Genomic DNA, 19,286 nt, shown 5'->3' with positions numbered 1-19,286 from the left:
GACCGCGTACGACCGCGTACGACCGCGTACGGCCGCGTACGACCGCGTACGGCCGCGTACGACCGCGTACGGCCGCATACGACCGCGTACGGCCGCATACGGTCGCGTACGCCCGTGTCCAGTCGTGCGTACGGCCGTGTTCAGAGGGCGATCGGGTGCGAGGTCCGCCCCGACGCCTCGTCGATCTCGTCGTGGGCCTTCGTGAGGAGCTTCATGGCGAGCTCGTTGAGGGCCCTCGCCCCCGCTATCTCCTCGCCGACCCGTGGCTGATTGGAATCGGTGTGGTGGCGGCTGGCATAACCGTTGGCACGTACTTCCCTCCCGTCGGGAAGCCGTACGAGGGCCGCCGCCCGGGTGCGCTGATCGTCCTCCTGGAACTTCAGCTCGATGTGCCATCCCACAGTGGTTTTCATCATGACGATCACCTCCGGAATCGCTCTTTCCAGAGTGCTCCTCCAGACCCGAGGACGCACGGCCTGACGGCCACGGACTCGCTACCCGGCCCGCAGCATCAGCCCGATCCCCACCACCAGCAGCCCCGCCGCCACGATCCGGGGCGTCCCGAACCGCTCCTTGAAGAACACCGCCCCGATCGCCGCCCCCACGATGATCGAGGACTCCCGCAGGGCCGCGATGGGCGCCAACTCGGCCTTCGTCTGGGCCCACAGGACCAGCCCGTACGCCGCCACGGACAGCGCGGCTCCGAGGAGCCCCACGGTGGCGAAGGGCCGCAGCAGCTCGACCGTCCGCCCGCGCCAGCGCCAGACCGCGTACGCCGGGATCGCCAGCCCCTCCAGGGCCATCAGCCAGGCGATGTAGCCCATGGCGGACCCCGAGGCCCGTACGCCGAGACCGTCCACCACCGTGTAGGCCGCGATCGACAGGCCCGTGGCCAGCGCCGCCCCGATCGCCGCCCAGTGCGGCCGGCCGCCGCGCAGGCCCCACAGCGCGACCCCGGTCAGCCCGGCGCAGCTCACCAGGATGCCGGCCGCCGCCCAGCCGTCCGGCACCTCGTGCGCGAAGACGGCGGCGAGGACGGTCACCACGAGGGGCGCGGAGCCGCGTGCGAGGGGGTACGCCTGGCCGAAGTCGCCCAGCCGGAAGGACGTCATGAGCAGCACGTAGTACACGAGGTGGACGACCACCGAGACGATCAGATACGGCCACGCCGCGGGCTCCGGGACCGGTACGAACGGCAGCATCGCGAACCCGATCAGCGCCCCGCCGCCGGCGATCAGCGTGAAGCCGACCAGCTTGTCCGTGATCTTGTGGGCGATCGCGTTCCAACTGGCATGCGTGACAGCGGCGAGCAGCACCGCGGCACCGACGGCCGGCGTCACGCGTGCTGCTCGCGGACATCCACCAGCGCGGCGTGGTCCAGCGGCGGGTCCGGGTTCTGCGCGACGTCGGTCATGCCCGGCACGCTAGCGGTGTGTGTAGCGGGCACGCGAGCGGGTTCTTCGGCTGCGGGTCCGGTGGGGGCCGGCCGTGAGCAACCATGACGGACCCGCACCCGGCCGACAGCCCATGCCCTCCCATCCAGCCACAGAGACGCCACTGGACCCAGGTGATCGGTTTCGTCGACGATCGGGGGATGACAGAGACTCCGACCGCCAACGATGGACGCGCCTTCCTGATCCTGCACGGCTGGCAGAACCACCGCCCGGCCGCCCACTGGCAGCACTGGCTGGCCGACCGCCTCACCGACCTGGGTCACGAGGTGGCGTACCCGCAGCTCCCGGAGCCGGACGACCCGGATCTGGAGCGCTGGCTTGCGGAACTGGACGCGCTGCTGGAGGAGTTGGCGGGCAGACGGATCACGGTGGTCTGCCACAGCCTGGCCTGCCTGCTGTGGCTGCACGCGGTGGCGCGGGACGGTTTCCTCTCCACCCCCGTCGACCGCGTACTCCTCGTCGCCCCACCCGCCCCGGAGGTCCTCCTGGAGTACCCGGAGGTCGCCGAGTTCGCCCCGCCGGGGCCGGGGCCCGCGCGGCCGGCCGAGGCCGCCTCGTACACCCGGGTCGTCGCCACCGACAGCGACCCGTACTGCCCGCGCGGCGCGGCCACGGCGTACGCCGAACCGCTGGGTCTGCCCGCCGACATGCTCCCGGGTCAGGGCCACCTCGACCTGGACGCGGGCTACGGATCCTGGCCGTCGATGCTCGACTGGTGCCTGGACCCGTCACCCGAGTCGTACGAGAAGAAGCCCATCACCGGCCGATCCTGAGCCGGTCCCGAGGGGAGCGGCCGGGCTCAGCTGCCGGCCTTGAGCAGCGCCGCCACGATCGGCCCCGCCGACTCGCTGCCGTGGCCGCCCTGTTGGACGACTCCGGCGGAGGCGAGGTCGCCCTTCCAGGCGGTGAACCAGCCGTTGGGCTGCTTCTGGCCGTCGACCTCGGCGGAGCCGGTCTTCGCGCCGTAGTCGGGGCCGAGGCCGGACATCGCCTCGGCCGCCGTACCGGCCGCGGCGGTGTACCGGAGCAGCTCGCGCAGCTGGGAGCGGACGGTCTCGGACATGGGCCGGGAGGCGGTCGCGAGCGTGCGGCCGTCGACGGACGCGGGGACCAGGTAGGGCTGCTTGAAGACGCCCGTCTTGGCGGTGGAGACCACCGACGCCATGTTCAGCGGGTTCATGCGCACCCCGCCCTGCCCGATCAGCGAGGCCGCCATCGGGGCGTCGCTCTGCACCGGCACCGAACCGTCGAAGGTCGGCACACCGATGGCCCAGTTGTTCATGCCGAGGCCGAAGACCTGCTGGGCCTCCAGGGTCAGGGAGTTGTCGTCCAGCTCCTTCGCCTGGGAGATGAAGGCGGTGTTGCAGGAGCGGGCGAAGCTCGCCTTGAACGTGCCGCCGTCGATCTGGAACTTGTCGTCGTTCTGGAACTTCCAGCCGCCGTACGACGAGTACTTGGGGCACGGGTGGACCTTGTCCGCCGAGGCCAGGCCCTTGTCGATGAGCAGCGCCGACGACACGATCTTCATCGTGGAGCCGGGGGCCAGGGAGCCCTGGAACGCGGTGTTGAAGCTGCTGGAGTTCGCCACGGCCAGGATCTCGCCGGTCGAGGGGCGCATCAGCACCACCGAGGCCCGCTCCGTGGCCGCCACCTGCTCCTCGGCGACGGCTTGGAGCGCCGGGCTGAGCGTCGTTCTCACCGTCCCCGGTGTGCCCTCGCTCAGCTCCAGCAGCGTCTTGTCGGCCGCCTTCTCGGACTTCCCGGACGCCTCGCTCTTCTCCGCCGACTTCTCCGCGGCCGGCTCCGCCCGTACGACGCGCAGCTCGACGCCCGCCTTGCCGCCGGCCTTCTTGCCGTACTTCTCCCTGAGGCCGTCCAGCACGGTGGCGAGCGACGGGTACTCCTTCGCCGTCAGCTCCCCGCCGTCCCGGTCGAGGGCCTTCACCGGGGGCGTACCCGCCTCACCGGTCACCAGGCGGTCGCCCTCGTCGAGGTCGGGATGGACGACGGACGGCTGCCACTCGACGACCGGTTCGCCGTCCTTCTTCGCCCGTACGACGGTGAGGGCGGAGTCGTACGTCAGCGGCTTGCTGGTCTCCTTGTAGGCGACCGTGCCCTTCACCGAGAAGGCCACCTTCTCGCCCGAGCGCTTGCCCCGGGTGAGGGTCACGTCCTTGATGCGGGCGTCCTTGGTGAAGCCGGTCAGCGCGGTCTTCGCGGCCGCCGAGTCGTCCGTGGCGGCGGCGGCCTTGGTGACCGAGCCCTTCTGCCAGGCGGTGAGGAACGCGGTCGCGGCCGTACGGACCTCGGTGGCGGACAGCGGCCCGCTCTTCACGGCCTTGGCGTCGCCGGACGCCGAACCGTCCTCGGCGGCCGCGCCCGCGCCGAACACCGTGTAGACGGCGAACGCGCCGCCGCCGAGGGCCACGACCGCCATGCCGGCCAGTACGGCAGGCCGCCGTGACCTCCCGGACGCCGCGGCCTTCCGCTCGTCGACCCGCCTTCTCTTACCCACGCGTTCCCGACCTTCCGCTACCCCCGACTGCCTCTCGTCCCTCAACGAGAACCACCACAGTAGAGTCCCGCACCGACATGGGTGACGTGCTTCACCCCTGTCTCACAGTGCGGGCAGAGGTGACCGAGGGTCGGCCGGGGCTGGTCGCGCGGTTCCCCGCGCCGCTCGAAGCCTGAGGGACCCCCGTGCTTTCAAGGGGCGCGGGGAACCGCGCGACCAGCCACGGACAGCCGTCACTCCGCTACGAACCCCTCAACCCCTATGGCGCTTCCCGAGACTCCCGGAACTCCCGAAAGCTCACCCATTCGCCCCAAGCACATCCACCACGATCGGCCCCGCGGCCTCACCCCCGCGTCCACCGCCCTCCGACATGGCCGCCGCGGCGACATCCCCCCGGAACCCGGTGAACCAACTGTCCGCCACGGCCTGCCCGTCCACCTCCGCGGACCCGGTCTTCGCCCCGATGTCCCCACTGAGCCCGGACATGACCGTCTTGGCGGTCCCCTGCGTCGCGGTCAGCCTCATCATCTGCTTCAACTGCGACGACGTGTTCGCCGACAGCCCCTTCGCCGTGGCCAGTTCCCGGTCGTCCAGTTCCGGCGACACCAGATACGGCTGCCGGAACGTGCCCGTGATCGCCGTGGCCGTCACGGACGCCATGTTCAGCGGGTTCATGAGGACATCGCCCTGCCCGATGGCGTTGGCGGCCCGGTTCGGTCCGGCGGAGGCGGGCACCTTGCCGTCCATGGAGACGATGCCGGTCTGCCAGTTGTCCTTGCCGAGGCCGAAGCGTTCCTGCGCCTCCTCGGTCAGCGAGGCGTCGCTCAGCGGCTTCTCGTCGATGAGCTTGATGAAGGCCGTGTTGCAGGACCGCATGAAGCTGTTGGCGAGCGAGGCGCTCTCGTCGGCCTTGAGCCCCGGCAGGTTCTTGAAGGTCTGGCTCTGCCAGGTCGCCGTGTCGGGGCAGGGGGCGGGGCCGTTCATCGAGGTCACGCCGTTGTCGATGAGCATCGCGGCGGTGACGATCTTCATGGTGGAGCCGGGCGGCAGCTCACCCTGGAAGGCCGCGTTGAAGCCGTCCTCGCGGTGGTTGGCGACCGCGAGCACCTGACCGGTGCTGGGCTGCACGGCGACCACGGACGACTCGGTGTACTTCTTGACCGCCTTCTCGGCCGCCGCCTGCACCGGTGCGCTGATCGTGGTCTTCAACTTGCCCGCCTTGCCCTCGGCGAGGGTCAGCAGCGGCGTGTCGCCGGCCTCCGTGGTGGTGTGCCGGATGCCCAGCTCGATACCGGGCGTACCGCCCGCGTCGGCGCCGTAGCGCTCGCGCAGGGTGTCGAGGACCGGCCCGAGGGAGGGGTACTTCTCCTTGGTCAGAACCTTGCCGTCCCGGTCCACGGCCTCGATGGACGGCGCCGCAGCCTCCCCCGTGAACAGCGTGTCACCGGCCTTCAGCTCGGGATGCACGACGGACGGCTGCCAGTCGACCAGCGCCCGCCCGGTCGTCTCGCCCCGTACGACGGTCAGTTCGCTCTTGTACGCGAGCTTCTTGCTCTTCCCCTCGTACGCCACGGTCGCCTCGACGGAGAACGGCACGGTCCGGCCGCCGGTCCCGGTCGGCTTCCCCGGCGCGATCCTCACGTCGTCGATCCGCGCCGTGTTGACGTAGCTGCCGAACACGTTCCCCGCGTCCACCGCGTCGTTCGTGTACGACGCCGCGGTGACCGCGTCCCCCTTCTCCCACGCCGCGAAGAACTTCTCCGACGCCTCCCGCACCTCGTCGGCACTCGGCGGCCCGCTCCGCTTCTCCGCGCTCGCACCGGTCTCACCGTTGAGCGCGGTCACGAAGTTGTACCCGCCGTACCCGGCGCCCCCCACCATCACCGCGAACACCCCGCCGACTATGGCGACCTTGGCCCCCTTGCGCATGACGCGATCCTCCCCCTAGCTACCCCGTTGTGGCCCCTGCCGATCGGTTCCCCCGCACTTTGAACGCGTTCAGAAACCGCTTGCTGCGGCTCACTGTAAACACGAGGGAGTAACGCGCGGGAAAAAGCTCCCTGTGTGTTCCCTGATTGTTAGCCGAGGGGGCCGGGCGGCCAGGTTCAGGCCACCAGGCCCAGCTATCCAGCCACATACAGGGTGTGGGCCTCGGGGCCTCGGCCTACCAGAGGGAGTTGCGGACCCGCCCGTCGTGGAGCGTCACGACCTGGGTGCCGGGCCGCTTCATCCAGTCGACGAGGGCGTTGAAGTCGTGCCATTCCGCGGCGGTCTTCCGCCAGTGCCTCTGGATGTCCGCGCTGGTCCGGTAGCACTCGGTGAGCGCGTACGTGACCCTGCCCGTCGGCGCGGACGCCGGGTCGAGGGGGTCCGACAGCTCCGGGCCCTTGGCCAGGCTGTAGGTCACGAGGAGACCTCGGTGGCTGGCCCGGATGTAGCCGGCGTGGCTGTCCCAGAGCCGGTCCCCCTCCGCGACATTCCTCTTTTCGGTGGTGACCATGATGGTGAGCTGCTTGTACGCCGCCTTGCACGGGCCGGCCGCCACCGCGGGCTGCGCGCTCGCCGCCGGGGCCGCGGGCAGCGCGAGTGGGGACATGGCCAGAGCGAGAACAGCGACCGCCGCACGCACGTTTTTGGTGATCATGGCTGACTCAACGACACCGTGACCAGCGCGTCACCGCACCTGCCCGGGGGAGTGTCCGCCCGGCTACACCCACGTATCCAGCCACATCCGCGACCGCCACGAGTCGATCGGAATCGCCTGCCCGGTGTAGATCGGCCAGAAGTAGATGAAGTTCCAGGCGATCAGGAGGACGAGGACGCCGGCGGCTGCGGTGCCGGCGACGCGGCGGCGTTCGGGGGAGCCCGGGGGGCCGAGGACGGCGCCGATCAGCATGGCCACGGCGAGGCAGAGGAAGGGGAGGAAGACGACGGCGTAGAAGAAGAAGATCGTGCGTTCCTGGTACATGAACCAGGGGAGGTAGCCGGCGGCGATGCCGCAGGCGATGGCGCCGGCGCGCCAGTCGCGACGGAAGAACCAGCGCCACAGGACGTAGAGGACGGCGAAGGCGGCGGTCCACCACAGCAGCGGGGTGCCGATGGCGAGGACCTCGCGGGCGCACTTGTCGGCGGTGTCGGCCGCGCAGCCGTCGTTGCCGGGGGACGGGGACTCGTAGAAGTACGAGACCGGGCGGCCGGCGACGATCCAGCTCCACGGGTTCGACTGGTACGTGTGCGGGGACGACAGGCCGATGTGGAACTCGTAGACCGCGTGCTCGTAGTGCCACAGGCTGCGCAGCCAGTCCGGCAGCCAGCTGAACCAGCCGCCCTTGCCGTCGGTCGCCGCCCAGTTGCGGTAGTAGCCGCCGGTGCCGTCGTCCGGGGAGAGGATCCAGCCGGTCCAGGAGACCAGATAGGTGACGATCATGACCGGGAACGTGGACAGGAACGCCAGGCCCAGGTCGCGCTGGAGCGTCGCGATCAGCGGCTGGCGGGCGCCGGCGACCTTGCGGGCCGCGTAGTCCCAGAGCACCGCCATGATCCCGAAGAACACCAGGAAGTACAGGGCGTTCCACTTGGTGCCGAGGGCCAGGCCCAGGCAGAGGCCGGCCAGCCAGCGGTACGGGCGCCAGCCGAGGCGGGTCGTCTCGGCGATCAGGGAGTTGGGGCGTACGATTCCGTCCCCGTCCGGGGGGAGCGCCTCGGCCAGTCGTTTGCGGGCCCGGTCGCGGTCGATGACCAGACAGCCGAACGCGGCGAGGACGAAGAACATCAGCACCTGGTCGAGCAGCGCCGTGCGGCTCATCACGAAGTGCAGGCCGTCCACCGCCATCAGGGTGCCCGCGAGGCAGCCGAGGAACGTCGAGCGGAAGATGCGGCGGCCGATCCGGCAGAGCATGAGCACGGAGAGGGTGCCGAGCAGGGCCGTCATGAAACGCCAGCCGAACGGGTTGAACCCGAACATCAGCTCGCCCAGCCCGATGACGTACTTGCCGACCGGCGGATGGACCACGTACGCCGGGTCCGTCGGGATCGGGACGTTCCCGTTGTTCTGGAGGATCAGCTCATTGGCGTTCTTGGCCCAGTTGACCTCGTACCCGCGGTGGACGATCGCCCACGCGTCCTTGGCGTAGTACGTCTCGTCGAATATCACCGCCTTGGGGCTGCCCAGGTTCCAGAACCGCATCAGCCCCGCGGCCAGGGTGACCAGCAGCGGACCGCCCCACGCCGACCAGCGCGTGATGAGCGCCCCCACCTCCTCGCGCAGCCCGAGCACGGCCCAGACCCGCGGACTCGGCCGGGTGTACGGAGGCACCAGCCGCTCGCGGACGTCGCTTCTCGGTGGCGCCGCGTAGCCGAATCGGCGCAGCCGCTGCTGCCACGACGGCCGCTGCTCTTCGGTGGCCTGGTCCTGCCGGGTGTCCGTGGAGGACGCGGTACTGGTCACCGCGCCATCGTAGGGAACACGGCTGTGGGAGTCCCGTGCATGGGGGTTGTGGGGGCGGATGAGGACAACCGGATACGGCTCCGGCGCCCGGGACGGGCGGGGCGGCGGGTGGCTGGGAGGATGGGGGCGTGACAGGAATCCTTGTGTTGGCAGGCACCCCCATCGGCGACGTCGCGGACGCCCCGCCCCGGCTCGCCGCGGAGCTGGCCGGCGCCGACGTGGTCGCCGCCGAGGACACCCGGCGGCTGCGCCGGCTCACCCAGGCGCTGGGCGTGCAGCCGGGCGGGCGGATCGTGTCCTACTTCGAAGGCAACGAGGCCGCGCGCACCCCGGAACTCGTCGAGGCACTGGTGGGCGGCGCGCGGGTGGTGTTGGTCACGGACGCGGGGATGCCGTCCGTCTCCGACCCCGGGTACCGGCTCGTCGCCGCGGCCGTCGAGAAGGACATCCGCGTCACCGCCGTACCCGGACCGTCCGCCGTACTGACGGCCCTCGCGCTGTCCGGGCTCCCGGTCGACCGCTTCTGCTTCGAGGGGTTCCTGCCGCGCAAGGCCGGGGAACGGCTGGGCCGGCTGCGCGAGGTCGCGGACGAGCGGCGCACCCTCGTGTACTTCGAGGCGCCCCATCGCCTGGACGCGACGCTCACGGCCATGGCCGAGGTCTTCGGCACGGAGCGGCGGGCCGCCGTCTGCCGCGAGCTGACCAAGACGTACGAGGAGGTCAAACGGGGGGCTCTGGGGGAGCTGGCCGCGTGGGCCGCCGAGGGAGTGCGCGGGGAGATCACCGTGGTCGTCGAGGGGGCGCCGGAGAAGGGGGCGGAGGAGCTCGACGCGGAGGAGTTGGTGCGGCGGGTTCGGGTGCGGGAGGAGGCGGGGGAGCGGCGCAAGGAGGCGATCGCGGCGGTGGCGGTCGAGGCGGGGGTGCCCAAGAGGGCGGTCTTCGACGCGGTGGTCGCCTTTAAGCGGGGGGCGCCGTAGGGGTGGGGCGCGTTTTCGGGTGCGGGTGGGTCGTGGTCGCTCGCGCGGTTCCCCGCGCCCCTGAAAGACGCGGCCCCCGCGGGCCGAGAAGCACGGGGCGCGGCCCCTGCTTTCAGGGGCGCGGGGGACTGCGCGACCAGTCCCCACCGGACCCGCACCCGAGAACGCACGCCCCCGCGCCCCATGCCCCGGCAAAGCCGGGCAAAGAGCGGCTCTCGTATCGACGCGCTTCCCACAAGGGAAGCCCAAATCGGCTTCAAGGGACGGCAGGTGGGGTGCGCTCGGGGTCGGCCGAGGCGTCCACTGGGTGGTGAGGGCGTACTCGTCCTCACCGTCCAGCGGACAAGAGGAGCTGGCAATGACCGAGATCGCAGAGCGGGCCGTACTGCGCGACACCGCCACCGCCGTCGTCAACGAGTCGTATTCCTTCGCGTGCATGCGCTGCGGGCACGGCTGGGAGCAGTCGTACGAGATCGAGCACCACAACGACGCCCAGGGGCGCGACTTCGTGATGTACGTGGCCGACGGGCAGGTCGTGCCGTCCCCGCTCTCCAGGCCCACGTGCCAGAACTGCGACGGTCATGTCGTCCGGATCATGCGGGCGGGCCAGGTGTCGTCGGTGCGGGACGCCGAGCGGCGGCGGCACGTGCCGAAGCCCCGCATGGCGGAGGAGACGGCGGCGGAGCCGCGGGAACACCACCACTGGCACCTGTCCGACCTGCTGCACCCGTTCCACCGCAAGGCGAGCTGACCCTCCCCCGGCGCGCCTCGAAGGCATGCCCGATCCGTACGATTCGGGCATGCCTTCGAACGACTCCAGCAACGCCTCCGGCAGCGACTCGGCCGACGCGTCCGGCAAGAACGCCGCCCCGCCGCTCCCCGCACCCCTCCGCGTACCGGTCGCGGATTCGCACACGCATCTGGACATGCAGTCCGGCACGGTCGAGGAGGGCCTGGCCAAGGCCGCCTCGGTGGGTGTGACGACGGTCGTGCAGGTCGGCTGTGACATCAAGGGCTCGCGGTGGGCCGCCGAGACGGCCGGGCGGTACGAGGCCGTGCACGCGACGGTCGCCCTGCACCCCAACGAGGCGCCGCGCATCGTGCACGGCGACCCCGACGGCTGGTCCCGGCAGGGCGCGCGCACACCGGGCGGGGACGCGGCGCTCGACGAGGCCCTCGCCGAGATCGACCGGCTGGCCGCGCTGGCGCAGGTCAAGGGCGTCGGAGAGACGGGGCTCGACTACTTCAGGACCGGGCCGGAGGGCAAGGCGGCCCAGGAGCGGTCGTTCCGCGCGCACATCGAGATCGCCAAGCGGCACGGCAAGGCGCTGGTCATCCACGACCGCGACGCCCACGACGACGTGTTGCGCGTCCTGAAGGAGGAGGGCGCGCCCGAGCGGACCGTCTTCCACTGCTACTCCGGCGACGCCGCGATGGCGGCCGTCTGCGCCGAGCACGGCTACTTCATGTCCTTCGCCGGGAACATGACCTTCAAGAACGCCCAGCAGCTGCGCGACGCCCTCGCCGTCGCCCCCCTCGAACTCGTCCTCGTCGAGACCGACGCGCCCTTCCTGACACCCGCGCCGTACCGCGGACGGCCCAACGCGCCGTATCTCATTCCGGTCACGGTTCGCGCGATGGCCGCGGTGCGGGGCATCGACGAGGACGCGCTGGCGACAGCCCTCGCGGCGAACACCGCGCGGGCGTTCGATTACTGAGGGATCACGTTTCATCAGCCGTTGGAGGGACCCAAAAAGATGATCAGCGGCCCGTGTCGCGACACTGCGTGACCACGTTGCTGTGGAGGGTGACCGCCGTCCGCTAGGTTCACGTCGCCCGACCCGGACCCGGATCCCCTCTGGAGCGTGTCGTCGTGAGCAACGTGCAGTCGTCCTCTTACGAGACCTATGGCCCGGACGGTACGAACCGGCAGCCGGCGTACGACGTCGAGACGCTGCCGTACGGCGTCTACGAGGACACGTACCGGCCCGCCTACGAGGCCCAGCGGCCCGAGCCGCCCCTTCCCCTCCCCGATCCCGATCCCGATCCCGTGCCCGTGCCCGTCGTTCCTCTCGCGCAGCCGGCCGCCGGTGGTGGGCGTTCCGGTGGGCGGCGGGCCGTGCGGCGCAGACGGGCCGCCGACCGGCACACGCCGCTGCGACGGCTGGTGCCGCAGGCCCTGGTGGTGGCGTTCCTCGCGGGCGGCACCTCCGCGTTCGTGGCGAAGGACAAGGTGATCGAGCTGACCGTCGACGGGCGGCCGCGCATGCTGCACACCTTCGCCGACGACGTCACCGAGCTCCTCGCCGACGAGGGCGTCCCCCTCGGCTCCCACGATGTCGTCGCCCCCGCCCCCGGCACCGCCCTGAGCAGCGGTGACGAGATCGCCGTGCACTACGGGCGGCCCGTCGCCCTCACCCTCGACGGCCACCGGCGCAAGGTCTGGACGACCGCCCGCACGGTCGACGGGGCGCTCCGGCAGTTCGGCGTGCGCGCGGAGGGCGCGTACGTGTCGACCTCGCGCTCCCGGCCGATCGGGCGGCAGGGGCTGGAGCTGGACGTCCGCACCGAGCGGACCGTCACCATCTTGGCGGACGGGCGGACCCGGACGATCCGTACGAACGCGGCGACCGTCGGGGAGGCCGTGGAGCAGGCCGGGGTCACCCTGCGCGGGGAGGACACCACCTCCGTCGACCGGTCGAGCTTTCCCCGGGACGGGCAGACCGTCACCGTCCTGCGGGTGACCGGGTCCAAGGAGGTCCGCGAGGAGCCGATCCCCTTCCTGGTGCACCGCACGGCGGACCCCGACCTCCTCAAGGGCACCGAGGTCGTCGAACGCGTCGGACGCCCGGGCGCCCGCCGCCTGACGTACGCGATCCGTACGGTCAACGGGGTCAAGCAGCGGCCCCGGCTGGTCCGCACGGAGATCGTGCGTGAGCCGCAGCATCAGATCGTCAAGGTCGGCACGAAGGCGATGCCGTCGTCCGTGCGGGGGGCGGAGGGGCTGAACTGGTCGGGGCTGGCCACGTGTGAGTCCGGGGGGCGACCTGGCGCGGTCGATCCTTCGGGGACGTACGGGGGGTTGTACCAGTTCGATACGCAGACCTGGCAGAGCCTCGGGGGGCAGGGGCGGCCGCAGGACGCGTCGGCGGAGGAGCAGACGCTGCGGGCGAAGAAGCTCTATGTGCAGCGGGGGGCGAGTCCTTGGCCGCACTGTGGGGCACGGTTGCGCGGCTGAGTTCGGGGGTTCGGGTGCGTTGGCGTCTGCGGGTGCGTCGTGGTTGCTCGCGCAGTTTCCCGCGCCCCTGAAAAGCAGGGGCTGCGCCCCGTGCTTTTCGCCTTTGGGGGCGCGGGGAACTGCGCGACCAGCCCCCACTCACCCGCACCCGAACAACCCGCTCCCGCACCCCCGTACCCTGGTCCGGTGAACAACCCCCCCTCCGACGCCCTTCTGGGCCCCACCGAAGTCCGTGAGCTGGCGGCAGCCCTCGGCGTGCGGCCCACCAAGCAGCGTGGCCAGAACTTCGTGATCGACGCGAACACGGTCCGGAGGATCGTGCGGACCGCGGAGGTCCGCCCCGAGGACGTGGTCGTCGAGGTGGGCCCGGGACTCGGTTCCCTCACGCTCGCCCTGCTGGAGGTCGCGGACCGGGTCACGGCGGTCGAGATCGACGACGTACTCGCCGCCGCGCTGCCCGCGACGATCGCCGCCCGGATGCCCGCCCGCGCCGACCGTTTCGCCCTGGTGCACTCCGACGCGATGCATGTCACGGAACTCCCCGGCCCGGCGCCCACCGCGCTCGTCGCGAACCTGCCGTACAACGTCGCCGTCCCCGTGCTGCTGCACATGCTGGACACCTTCCCGACGATCGAGCGGACGCTCGTGATGGTGCAGGCGGAGGTCGCGGACCGGCTGGCCGCGGGGCCGGGTTCACGGGTGTACGGCGTGCCGTCGGTGAAGGCGAACTGGCACGCGCGGGTGAAGCGGGCCGGGTCGATCGGGCGGAACGTGTTCTGGCCGGCGCCGAACGTGGACAGCGGGCTCGTCGCGCTGGTCCGCCGGACTGAGCCGGTGAAGACGACCGCGACGAAGGCGGAGGTGTTCGCCGTCGTGGACGCGGCCTTCGCCCAGCGGCGCAAGACGCTGCGGGCCGCCCTCGCCGGGTGGGCCGGTTCCGCGGCCGCCGCCGAGGCCGCCCTCGTCGCCGCCGGCGTCTCCCCGCAGGCCCGCGGCGAGTCCCTGACGGTCGAGGAGTTCGCCGCCGTCGCCGAGAACCGCGTGACCGAGACCGCCGACCACGAGGAGCCCAGCCAGCCGTGAGCGTGACCGTCCGCGTTCCCGCCAAGGTCAATGTCCAGCTCGCGGTCGGCGGCGCCCGCCCCGACGGCTTCCACGACCTGGCCAACGTCTTCCTCGCCGTCGGGCTGTACGACGAGGTCACCGCCACCCCCGCCGACGAGCTGACCGTCACCTGCGAGGGCCCCGGCGCCGACCAGGTCCCCCTGGACCGCACGAACCTCGCGGCCCGGGCCGCGCTCGCGCTGGCGCGGCGGCACGGCATCGAGGCCGCCGTGGGTCTGCACATCGCCAAGGACATCCCCGTCGCCGGCGGCATGGCCGGCGGCAGCGCGGACGCGGCGGGCGCCCTCCTCGCCTGCGACACCCTCTGGGGCACGCATGCCTCGCGCGACGAACTCCTCGCCATCTGCGCCGAGTTGGGCAGCGATGTGCCGTTCAGCCTGGTGGGCGGGGCGGCGCTCGGCACAGGGCGGGGCGAGCGGCTCCGGACCCTCGACGTGGGCGGCGCCTTCCACTGGGTGTTCGCGGTGGCCGACGGGGGGCTCTCCACGCCCGCTGTCTACCGGGAGTTCGACCGCCTCCACGAGAACGAGAACGAGGCCGTTGCCGAGCCCGTCGCCTCGCGGGTGCTGCTCGACGCGCTCGCCAAGGGGGACGCCGACGCGCTCGCCGCCTTCCTGCCCGGCTCCAACGGCCTCCAGCCCGCCGCCCTTTCGCTGTTCCCGAAGCTGGCCGACACCCTCGCGGCGGGCCGCGCGGCCGGTGCCCTCGCCGGGCTCGTCTCCGGCTCGGGGCCGACCACCGCCTTCCTCGCCCGGGACGCCGAGTCGGCGCACACCATCGCCGAGGGGCTCCTCGCGTCCGGCACCTGCGAGGCGGCGCGCGTGGCCGCCTCGCCCGCGCCGGGGGCGACGGTCATCGACTGACCGGGCGTACTCAGACATGAGTTGAGTACGCGAGCGCTGATGCCCGGCCGGATGCCGGCGCGACCGTACTCCCATGAGTGCAAGCGTGAGTGCGAGCGAGCTGGCCGCCGCCACCCCGGCCACCCGTGACCGGTACGTCGACCTGCTGCGGGTCGCCTCCCTCGGCACGGTGGTCCTCGGCCACTGGCTGATGGCGGCCGTGACCACGGGAAGTGACGGCGGGGTCGAGGTGGGGAACCTGCTCGCGGTCGAGCCCCGGCTCCAGATCCTCACCTGGGCGCTCCAGATCATGCCCGTGTTCTTCTTCGTCGGCGGCTTCTCGCACGCCCTCTCCTACCGCTCGCTCACCCGGAAAGCCGCGGACGAGGGCTCCGTCTACCCCGCCTTCCTGCGCGCCCGGCTCCAGCGGCTGCTGCGGCCCACCATGGTGTTCATAGGTGTCTGGGGCGCCGCCGCCGTCCTCCTCCAACTCATGGGCCAGGGCGGCGGACTGCTCGACGTGGCACTGCGGCTCGTCGCACAGCCGCTGTGGTTCATCGGGATCTATCTCGCGATGGTCGCCTTCACGCCGCCCCTGCTGAAGCTGCACGAGCGCTGGGGCTGGGGCGCGTTCGGCGGGCTGGTCGCGGCCGCCGCACTCGTGGACGTACTGCGCTTCGCGCTCGACGTGCCCTTCGTCGAGTTCCTCAACTTCGCCTTCGTGTGGCTGGCGGTCCACCAGCTCGGATTCCTGCGCGCCGACGGGCGGTTGACGCGGCCGTATCTGCTCGCCGGTGCCGGGCTCGCGGGGGCCGCGCTGCTGGTGGCGTACGGGCCGTATCCGCTGTCGATGGTGGGGATGCCGGGCGAGCAGGTGTCGAACATGGCGCCGCCGACCTTCGCGCTGCTGTGTCACGGGCTGTGGCTGGTCGGCGCGGTGGAGTGGCTGCGGGGGCCGGTCGGACGGTGGCTGGAGCGGCCGAAGGTGTGGCGGTCGGTGGTGGCGGCGAACGGCATCTCGATGACGGCGTTCCTATGGCATCTTTCGGCCATGCTCGGGGTGTACGGCGTCCTGCTCGCGCTCGATGTGTCACTGCCCGCGCCCGCGACGGGCGCCTGGTGGGCCCAACTGCCCCTCCGTATCGCCGCCGCGGCCGTCCTGACGGCGGTCCTCGTCGCCGCCTTCCGGGGCTTCGAGCGACCCGCGGCGCGGCGGCCCCGAGGGGGCGGTTCGCGCAGTTCAGGGGTGTTTTCCAGTCCCGCCGCCGCCCTCGGGGTGACCTTGTGCCTCTTCGGTGTGCTCGGGCTTTCCATGGTCGGGTTCGGCGGGCTGTTCGAGGGTCGTTCGGCTCTCCTGATCGCTGTTCACGTGACCGCTCCGGCGGCGGTGGCGATGACGCTCGTAGGGTGGCTGCTGGTGGAGCGCATTGGTCGTGCAGAGCGGTCAACTGCTTGACCCGGGCGGCAGCGTGGAGAAAGTGTGCAGGTCAGGCAATGGTCGGGCATACCTGCGGGTTTGTAATCCACGCCACAGTGTTTTAATGTTCGGCGAAATCCTATTCCGGACCCTTTTCGGGCGATCTGACCGTCGATTTCGAGTGGCATGATCTCGATCCCCGGTGACTCGTTATCGGCGGTACTTCCCGTGCGCGCGGTGTCGTCCGCGCGGCGGGCGAGAGGGGTTCCTTCATGGGACACATGGACCACTTCAGCGCCGGATGGGTCACCCCCGTCCTCTCCTACGTCATGGCCTGCGTCGGCTCGGCACTCGGACTGCGTTGCACCGTCAGGGCACTTGAGGCCGACGGCGCCTCGAAGCGGAACTGGCTGGTGCTGGCGTCGTTCGCCATCGGCTCGGGCATCTGGACGATGCACTTCGTCGCGATGATGGGCTTCGGCGTCGAGGGCACACCCATCCGCTACGACGTACCGATGACCGTCCTCAGCCTGGTGATGGCGATCGCCGTGGTCAGCGCCGGTGTCTTCATCGCCGGTTACGGCCGCTCCCGGATCCGGGCGGTCGCCTTCGGCGGCCTCGGCACCGGTCTCGGCGTGGCCGCCATGCACTACACCGGCATGGCCGCGCTCAACCTGCACGGCGAGATCAACTACGACCCGTCCCTGGTCATCGCCTCCGTGGTGATCGCCGTCGTCGCCGCGACCGCCGCGCTGACGCTCACGCTGATCGTGCGCGGGGGTGTCCTCGCCGCGATCGCCGCGCTGGTCATGGGGCTCGCGGTCAGCAGCATGCACTACACCGCGATGTTCGCCGTGAGCATCGACCTCGCGCCCAGCACCGCCGAGCTGGGCGGGGCCACGGCGACGGAGTTCCTCTTCCCGCTGGCCGTACTGCTCGGCTCGTTCCTCTTCCTGACCTCGGCGTATGTGGCGCTGTCGCCGACCGGCAAGCGTGCGGAGTCCTCTTTCGCCGAGGAACTGCTCCGCGAGGTCGAGCTTTCGACGGCGTGAGCGTTCCGCTCGACGTCCAGTGAATACCTGCGGGCCCGGTGGGGGCTGGTCGCGCAGTTCCCCGCGCCCCTTGACGGGGCGCTTGAGCCGCCCTCTCCGAGCGAGGTCCCCAGAATGAAACTTCTCCGTGTAACCGCCCGGCTGCGCCCCAGGTCCGTCCGGGCGAAGATCGTCGCCCTGCTGATGCTGCCCATCGTCTCCCTCATGGCGCTGTGGAGCTACGCCGCCGTGACGACCGTGGCCGCCATCGGTGACACCGAGCGGGCCAAGGACGTCAACAGCGAACTGCTCGCGCCGGCCGCCGAGTTCGTCAGCGCCGTCCAGTCCGAGCGGACCGCCGCCATCCGCTACGCGGCGAAACCCACCGAGACCGGTCTGGACTACACACGGGCCGCGCAGCGGACCACCGACAAGGCCGTGTCGGCGCTGCGCGACGGCCTCAACTCGTCCGGCTCGGACGCCGGCCTCATCGACACCGGCCTGCCCGCCCGCCTCGACACCCTCGAGACCGACTTCAGCGACCTCGCGGCACTGCGCGCGGAGACCACCGGGTCCGACGCGAAGGACCCGGTCTCGGCGGCGTACACCAAGTACTCGACCGTCATCGAGCACGCGTTCGCCGTGGCCGGCGCGCTCACCAGCGAGAAGGGCACCGACGCGAGCTCCGAGGCGCGTGTCGTCCTCGAAATCTCCCGGGCCCGCGACGCCGTGGCCCGCGAGCAGGCGCTGCTGGCCGCCGCGACCGCCTCCGGGACGCTCGGCAAGGAGCAGTACGCCCAGTTCATCGGCGCCGTCGCCACCCAGCGCGAGCTGCTGGAGCCGGCCGTCGCCGACCTCAAGGACGAGCATCGGCCCGCGTACGACGTGCTGCTGGAGAGCGACAGTTACACCACCCTCGCCAAGGTCGAGGACCGGGTGACGGACGCCGGGCCGGGTGCCGTGTCGGCGGCCGTGCTGAAGGACTGGGACACCTCCTCGACCGCCGTCCTCAGGGGCCTCGCCGAGGCGGTGGAGGTCGCGGGTACGGGCGCGGCGGCCAAGGCGGACGTCTTCGGCTGGGACACCCTCGGCGCCTCCGGCATCGCGGTCGTCCTCGGTCTGGTCGGCGTGCTCCTGTCGCTCCTCGTCTCCGTGAGCGTCGGCCGCGGCCTCATCGTCGAACTGCTCGACCTGCGCAACTCAGCCCTCGAAGTCGCCGGCCGCCGCCTGCCGCAGGCCATGCGCAGGCTGCACGCGGGACAGGGCGTCGACATCGACGTCGAGGCCCCGATGCGCCGCCTCGCGGGCGACGAACTCGCCCAGGTGGGTACCGCGCTCACCGCCGTGCAGCGGGCCGCGCTCAAGGCGGCCTCCGAGCGCGCCGAACTCCTCAGCGGCATCTCCGGGGTGTACGTCAGCCTCGCCCGCCGCAGCCAGGTGCTGCTCCACCGCCAGCTGGACCTGCTCAGCGTCATGGAGCAGCGCCAGCGCGAAGAGGCCGAGCTGTACGACCTCTACCGCGTCGACTACCTCGCCACCCGGATGCGGCGCCACTCCGAGTCGCTGCTCATCCTGTCCGGGATCGCCCCCGGCCGCGGCTGGCGCGACCCGATCGCGCTGTCGGACATCCTGCGGGCCGCCGTCGCCGAGATCGAGGACGCGACCAGGGTCCAGATCTGGGCAGCGCCGCGGGTGTCGTTGAACGGCGGTTCCGTCGCCGACGTCATCCATCTGCTCGCCGAACTCGTCGAGAACGCCGCCGCTTTCTCCCCGCCCTCCACCAAGGTTCAGCTGCGCGCCGCCCGGCTGCGCGACGGCGTCCTCATCGAGGTCGAGGACAGCGGCTTCGGCATGAACGAGGAGGCGATGGCCGACGCCAACGGCAAGCTCCGGTCGGAGAAGGTCGACCTCCTCGACGCCAGGCAGATCGGCCTCGTCGTGGTGAGCCGTCTCGCCGGCCGCCAGGGTCTGCGGGTCGAGCTGCGCGAGTCGACCAGCGGCGGGGTCGCCGCGGCCGTGTTCATCCCCGAGAACCTGGTGCGCGACGACATGCCGGTCCACCACGAGGCCGCCGCCGACGGCCAGGGCGACTGGCGTTCACCCGCTCCGGCCCCGGCGCTGATCCAGCGGCGGCGGCGGTAGCGGCGGTAACCGCACGGCCGGGCACACGAGCTGCCGTGCGCCTCGGGTGATGGTGTCCCCGGGGCGCACGGCGTCGTTTCCGCTAACTCGCCTGCCTG

16 protein-coding genes are annotated in these 19,286 nt (G+C 71.5%); 10 read left to right on the top strand and 6 right to left on the bottom strand.

Annotated features, from left to right (window positions below; translation table 11 throughout):
- Positions 1-140: 140 nt before the first annotated feature.
- Complete coding sequence (locus tag I8N67_RS13610) at positions 141-416, bottom strand: DUF1876 domain-containing protein (RefSeq protein ID WP_200303319.1); 276 nt, start codon at positions 414-416, stop codon at positions 141-143.
- 78 nt (positions 417-494) lie between these two features.
- Entirely contained in the window at positions 495-1,340 is an 846-nt protein-coding gene (locus I8N67_RS13605; RefSeq protein WP_200303318.1) for an EamA family transporter, read from the bottom strand.
- A gap of 254 nt (positions 1,341-1,594) precedes the next feature.
- Here I8N67_RS13605 and I8N67_RS13600 point away from each other — a divergent pair, with 254 nt between their 5' ends.
- Positions 1,595-2,227, top strand: a complete 633-nt coding sequence (locus tag I8N67_RS13600; protein ID WP_200303317.1) for an RBBP9/YdeN family alpha/beta hydrolase — start codon at positions 1,595-1,597, stop codon at positions 2,225-2,227.
- Positions 2,228-2,253: 26 nt separating this feature from the next.
- Here the strand turns inward: I8N67_RS13600 and I8N67_RS13595 are convergent, their stop codons facing one another.
- The 4 genes from I8N67_RS13595 to I8N67_RS13580 form a co-directional block, all read right to left on the bottom strand.
- Positions 2,254-3,969: a penicillin-binding transpeptidase domain-containing protein gene (locus tag I8N67_RS13595; RefSeq protein WP_200303316.1), complete on the bottom strand. Its 1,716-nt coding sequence runs from the start codon at positions 3,967-3,969 to the stop codon at positions 2,254-2,256.
- A 297-nt stretch (positions 3,970-4,266) separates the two neighbouring features.
- Positions 4,267-5,898: a penicillin-binding transpeptidase domain-containing protein gene (locus I8N67_RS13590; RefSeq protein WP_200303315.1), complete on the bottom strand. Its 1,632-nt coding sequence runs from the start codon at positions 5,896-5,898 to the stop codon at positions 4,267-4,269.
- Positions 5,899-6,133: 235 nt separating this feature from the next.
- A complete protein-coding gene (locus I8N67_RS13585; protein ID WP_200303314.1) occupies positions 6,134-6,613 on the bottom strand; it encodes a hypothetical protein in 480 nt (159 codons plus the stop codon).
- 63 nt (positions 6,614-6,676) lie between these two features.
- Positions 6,677-8,416, bottom strand: coding sequence for a dolichyl-phosphate-mannose--protein mannosyltransferase (locus I8N67_RS13580; RefSeq protein WP_200303313.1), 1,740 nt, complete (start codon positions 8,414-8,416; stop codon positions 6,677-6,679).
- Positions 8,417-8,544: 128 nt separating this feature from the next.
- Between I8N67_RS13580 and rsmI the strand changes: the two genes are divergently transcribed.
- The 9 genes from rsmI (at position 8,545) to I8N67_RS13535 (ending at position 19,188) form a co-directional block, all read left to right on the top strand.
- On the top strand, positions 8,545-9,393 hold the full coding sequence (rsmI, locus tag I8N67_RS13575) for a 16S rRNA (cytidine(1402)-2'-O)-methyltransferase (RefSeq protein ID WP_200303312.1): 849 nt from the start codon (positions 8,545-8,547) through the stop codon (positions 9,391-9,393).
- A gap of 358 nt (positions 9,394-9,751) precedes the next feature.
- Positions 9,752-10,144 carry a hypothetical protein gene (locus I8N67_RS13570; RefSeq protein ID WP_200303311.1) on the top strand — a complete coding sequence of 131 codons (393 nt, stop codon included), beginning with the start codon at positions 9,752-9,754 and terminating at the stop codon, positions 10,142-10,144.
- 49 nt (positions 10,145-10,193) lie between these two features.
- The gene (locus I8N67_RS13565; protein WP_200303310.1) at positions 10,194-11,111 is read left to right on the top strand and encodes a TatD family hydrolase; all 918 of its coding nucleotides are present in this window, start codon (positions 10,194-10,196) and stop codon (positions 11,109-11,111) included.
- A 155-nt stretch (positions 11,112-11,266) separates the two neighbouring features.
- Positions 11,267-12,631, top strand: a complete 1,365-nt coding sequence (locus I8N67_RS13560) for a resuscitation-promoting factor (RefSeq protein ID WP_200303309.1) — start codon at positions 11,267-11,269, stop codon at positions 12,629-12,631.
- A gap of 186 nt (positions 12,632-12,817) precedes the next feature.
- Positions 12,818-13,714 carry a 16S rRNA (adenine(1518)-N(6)/adenine(1519)-N(6))-dimethyltransferase RsmA gene (gene rsmA / locus I8N67_RS13555; protein WP_200303308.1) on the top strand — a complete coding sequence of 299 codons (897 nt, stop codon included), beginning with the start codon at positions 12,818-12,820 and terminating at the stop codon, positions 13,712-13,714.
- Positions 13,711-14,619, top strand: coding sequence for a 4-(cytidine 5'-diphospho)-2-C-methyl-D-erythritol kinase (locus tag I8N67_RS13550; protein ID WP_200303307.1), 909 nt, complete (start codon positions 13,711-13,713; stop codon positions 14,617-14,619). Before rsmA ends, I8N67_RS13550 begins: the two co-directional genes overlap by 4 nt.
- 73 nt (positions 14,620-14,692) lie before the next feature.
- Complete coding sequence (locus I8N67_RS13545) at positions 14,693-16,054, top strand: acyltransferase family protein (protein ID WP_200303306.1); 1,362 nt, start codon at positions 14,693-14,695, stop codon at positions 16,052-16,054.
- A 233-nt stretch (positions 16,055-16,287) separates the two neighbouring features.
- Positions 16,288-17,067, top strand: coding sequence for an MHYT domain-containing protein (locus I8N67_RS13540; RefSeq protein WP_200303305.1), 780 nt, complete (start codon positions 16,288-16,290; stop codon positions 17,065-17,067).
- 114 nt (positions 17,068-17,181) lie between these two features.
- The gene (locus I8N67_RS13535) at positions 17,182-19,188 is read left to right on the top strand and encodes a sensor histidine kinase (protein ID WP_200303304.1); all 2,007 of its coding nucleotides are present in this window, start codon (positions 17,182-17,184) and stop codon (positions 19,186-19,188) included.
- The last annotated feature ends 98 nt before the right edge of the window (positions 19,189-19,286 follow it).

Origin of the sequence: Streptomyces adelaidensis (genome assembly GCF_016598475.1) — a bacterium.
GTDB classification, from domain to species: domain Bacteria; phylum Actinomycetota; class Actinomycetes; order Streptomycetales; family Streptomycetaceae; genus Streptomyces; species Streptomyces adelaidensis.
Note: the sequence above shows the minus strand (reverse complement) of the source record. Positions and strands in the feature narration are given on the sequence as shown.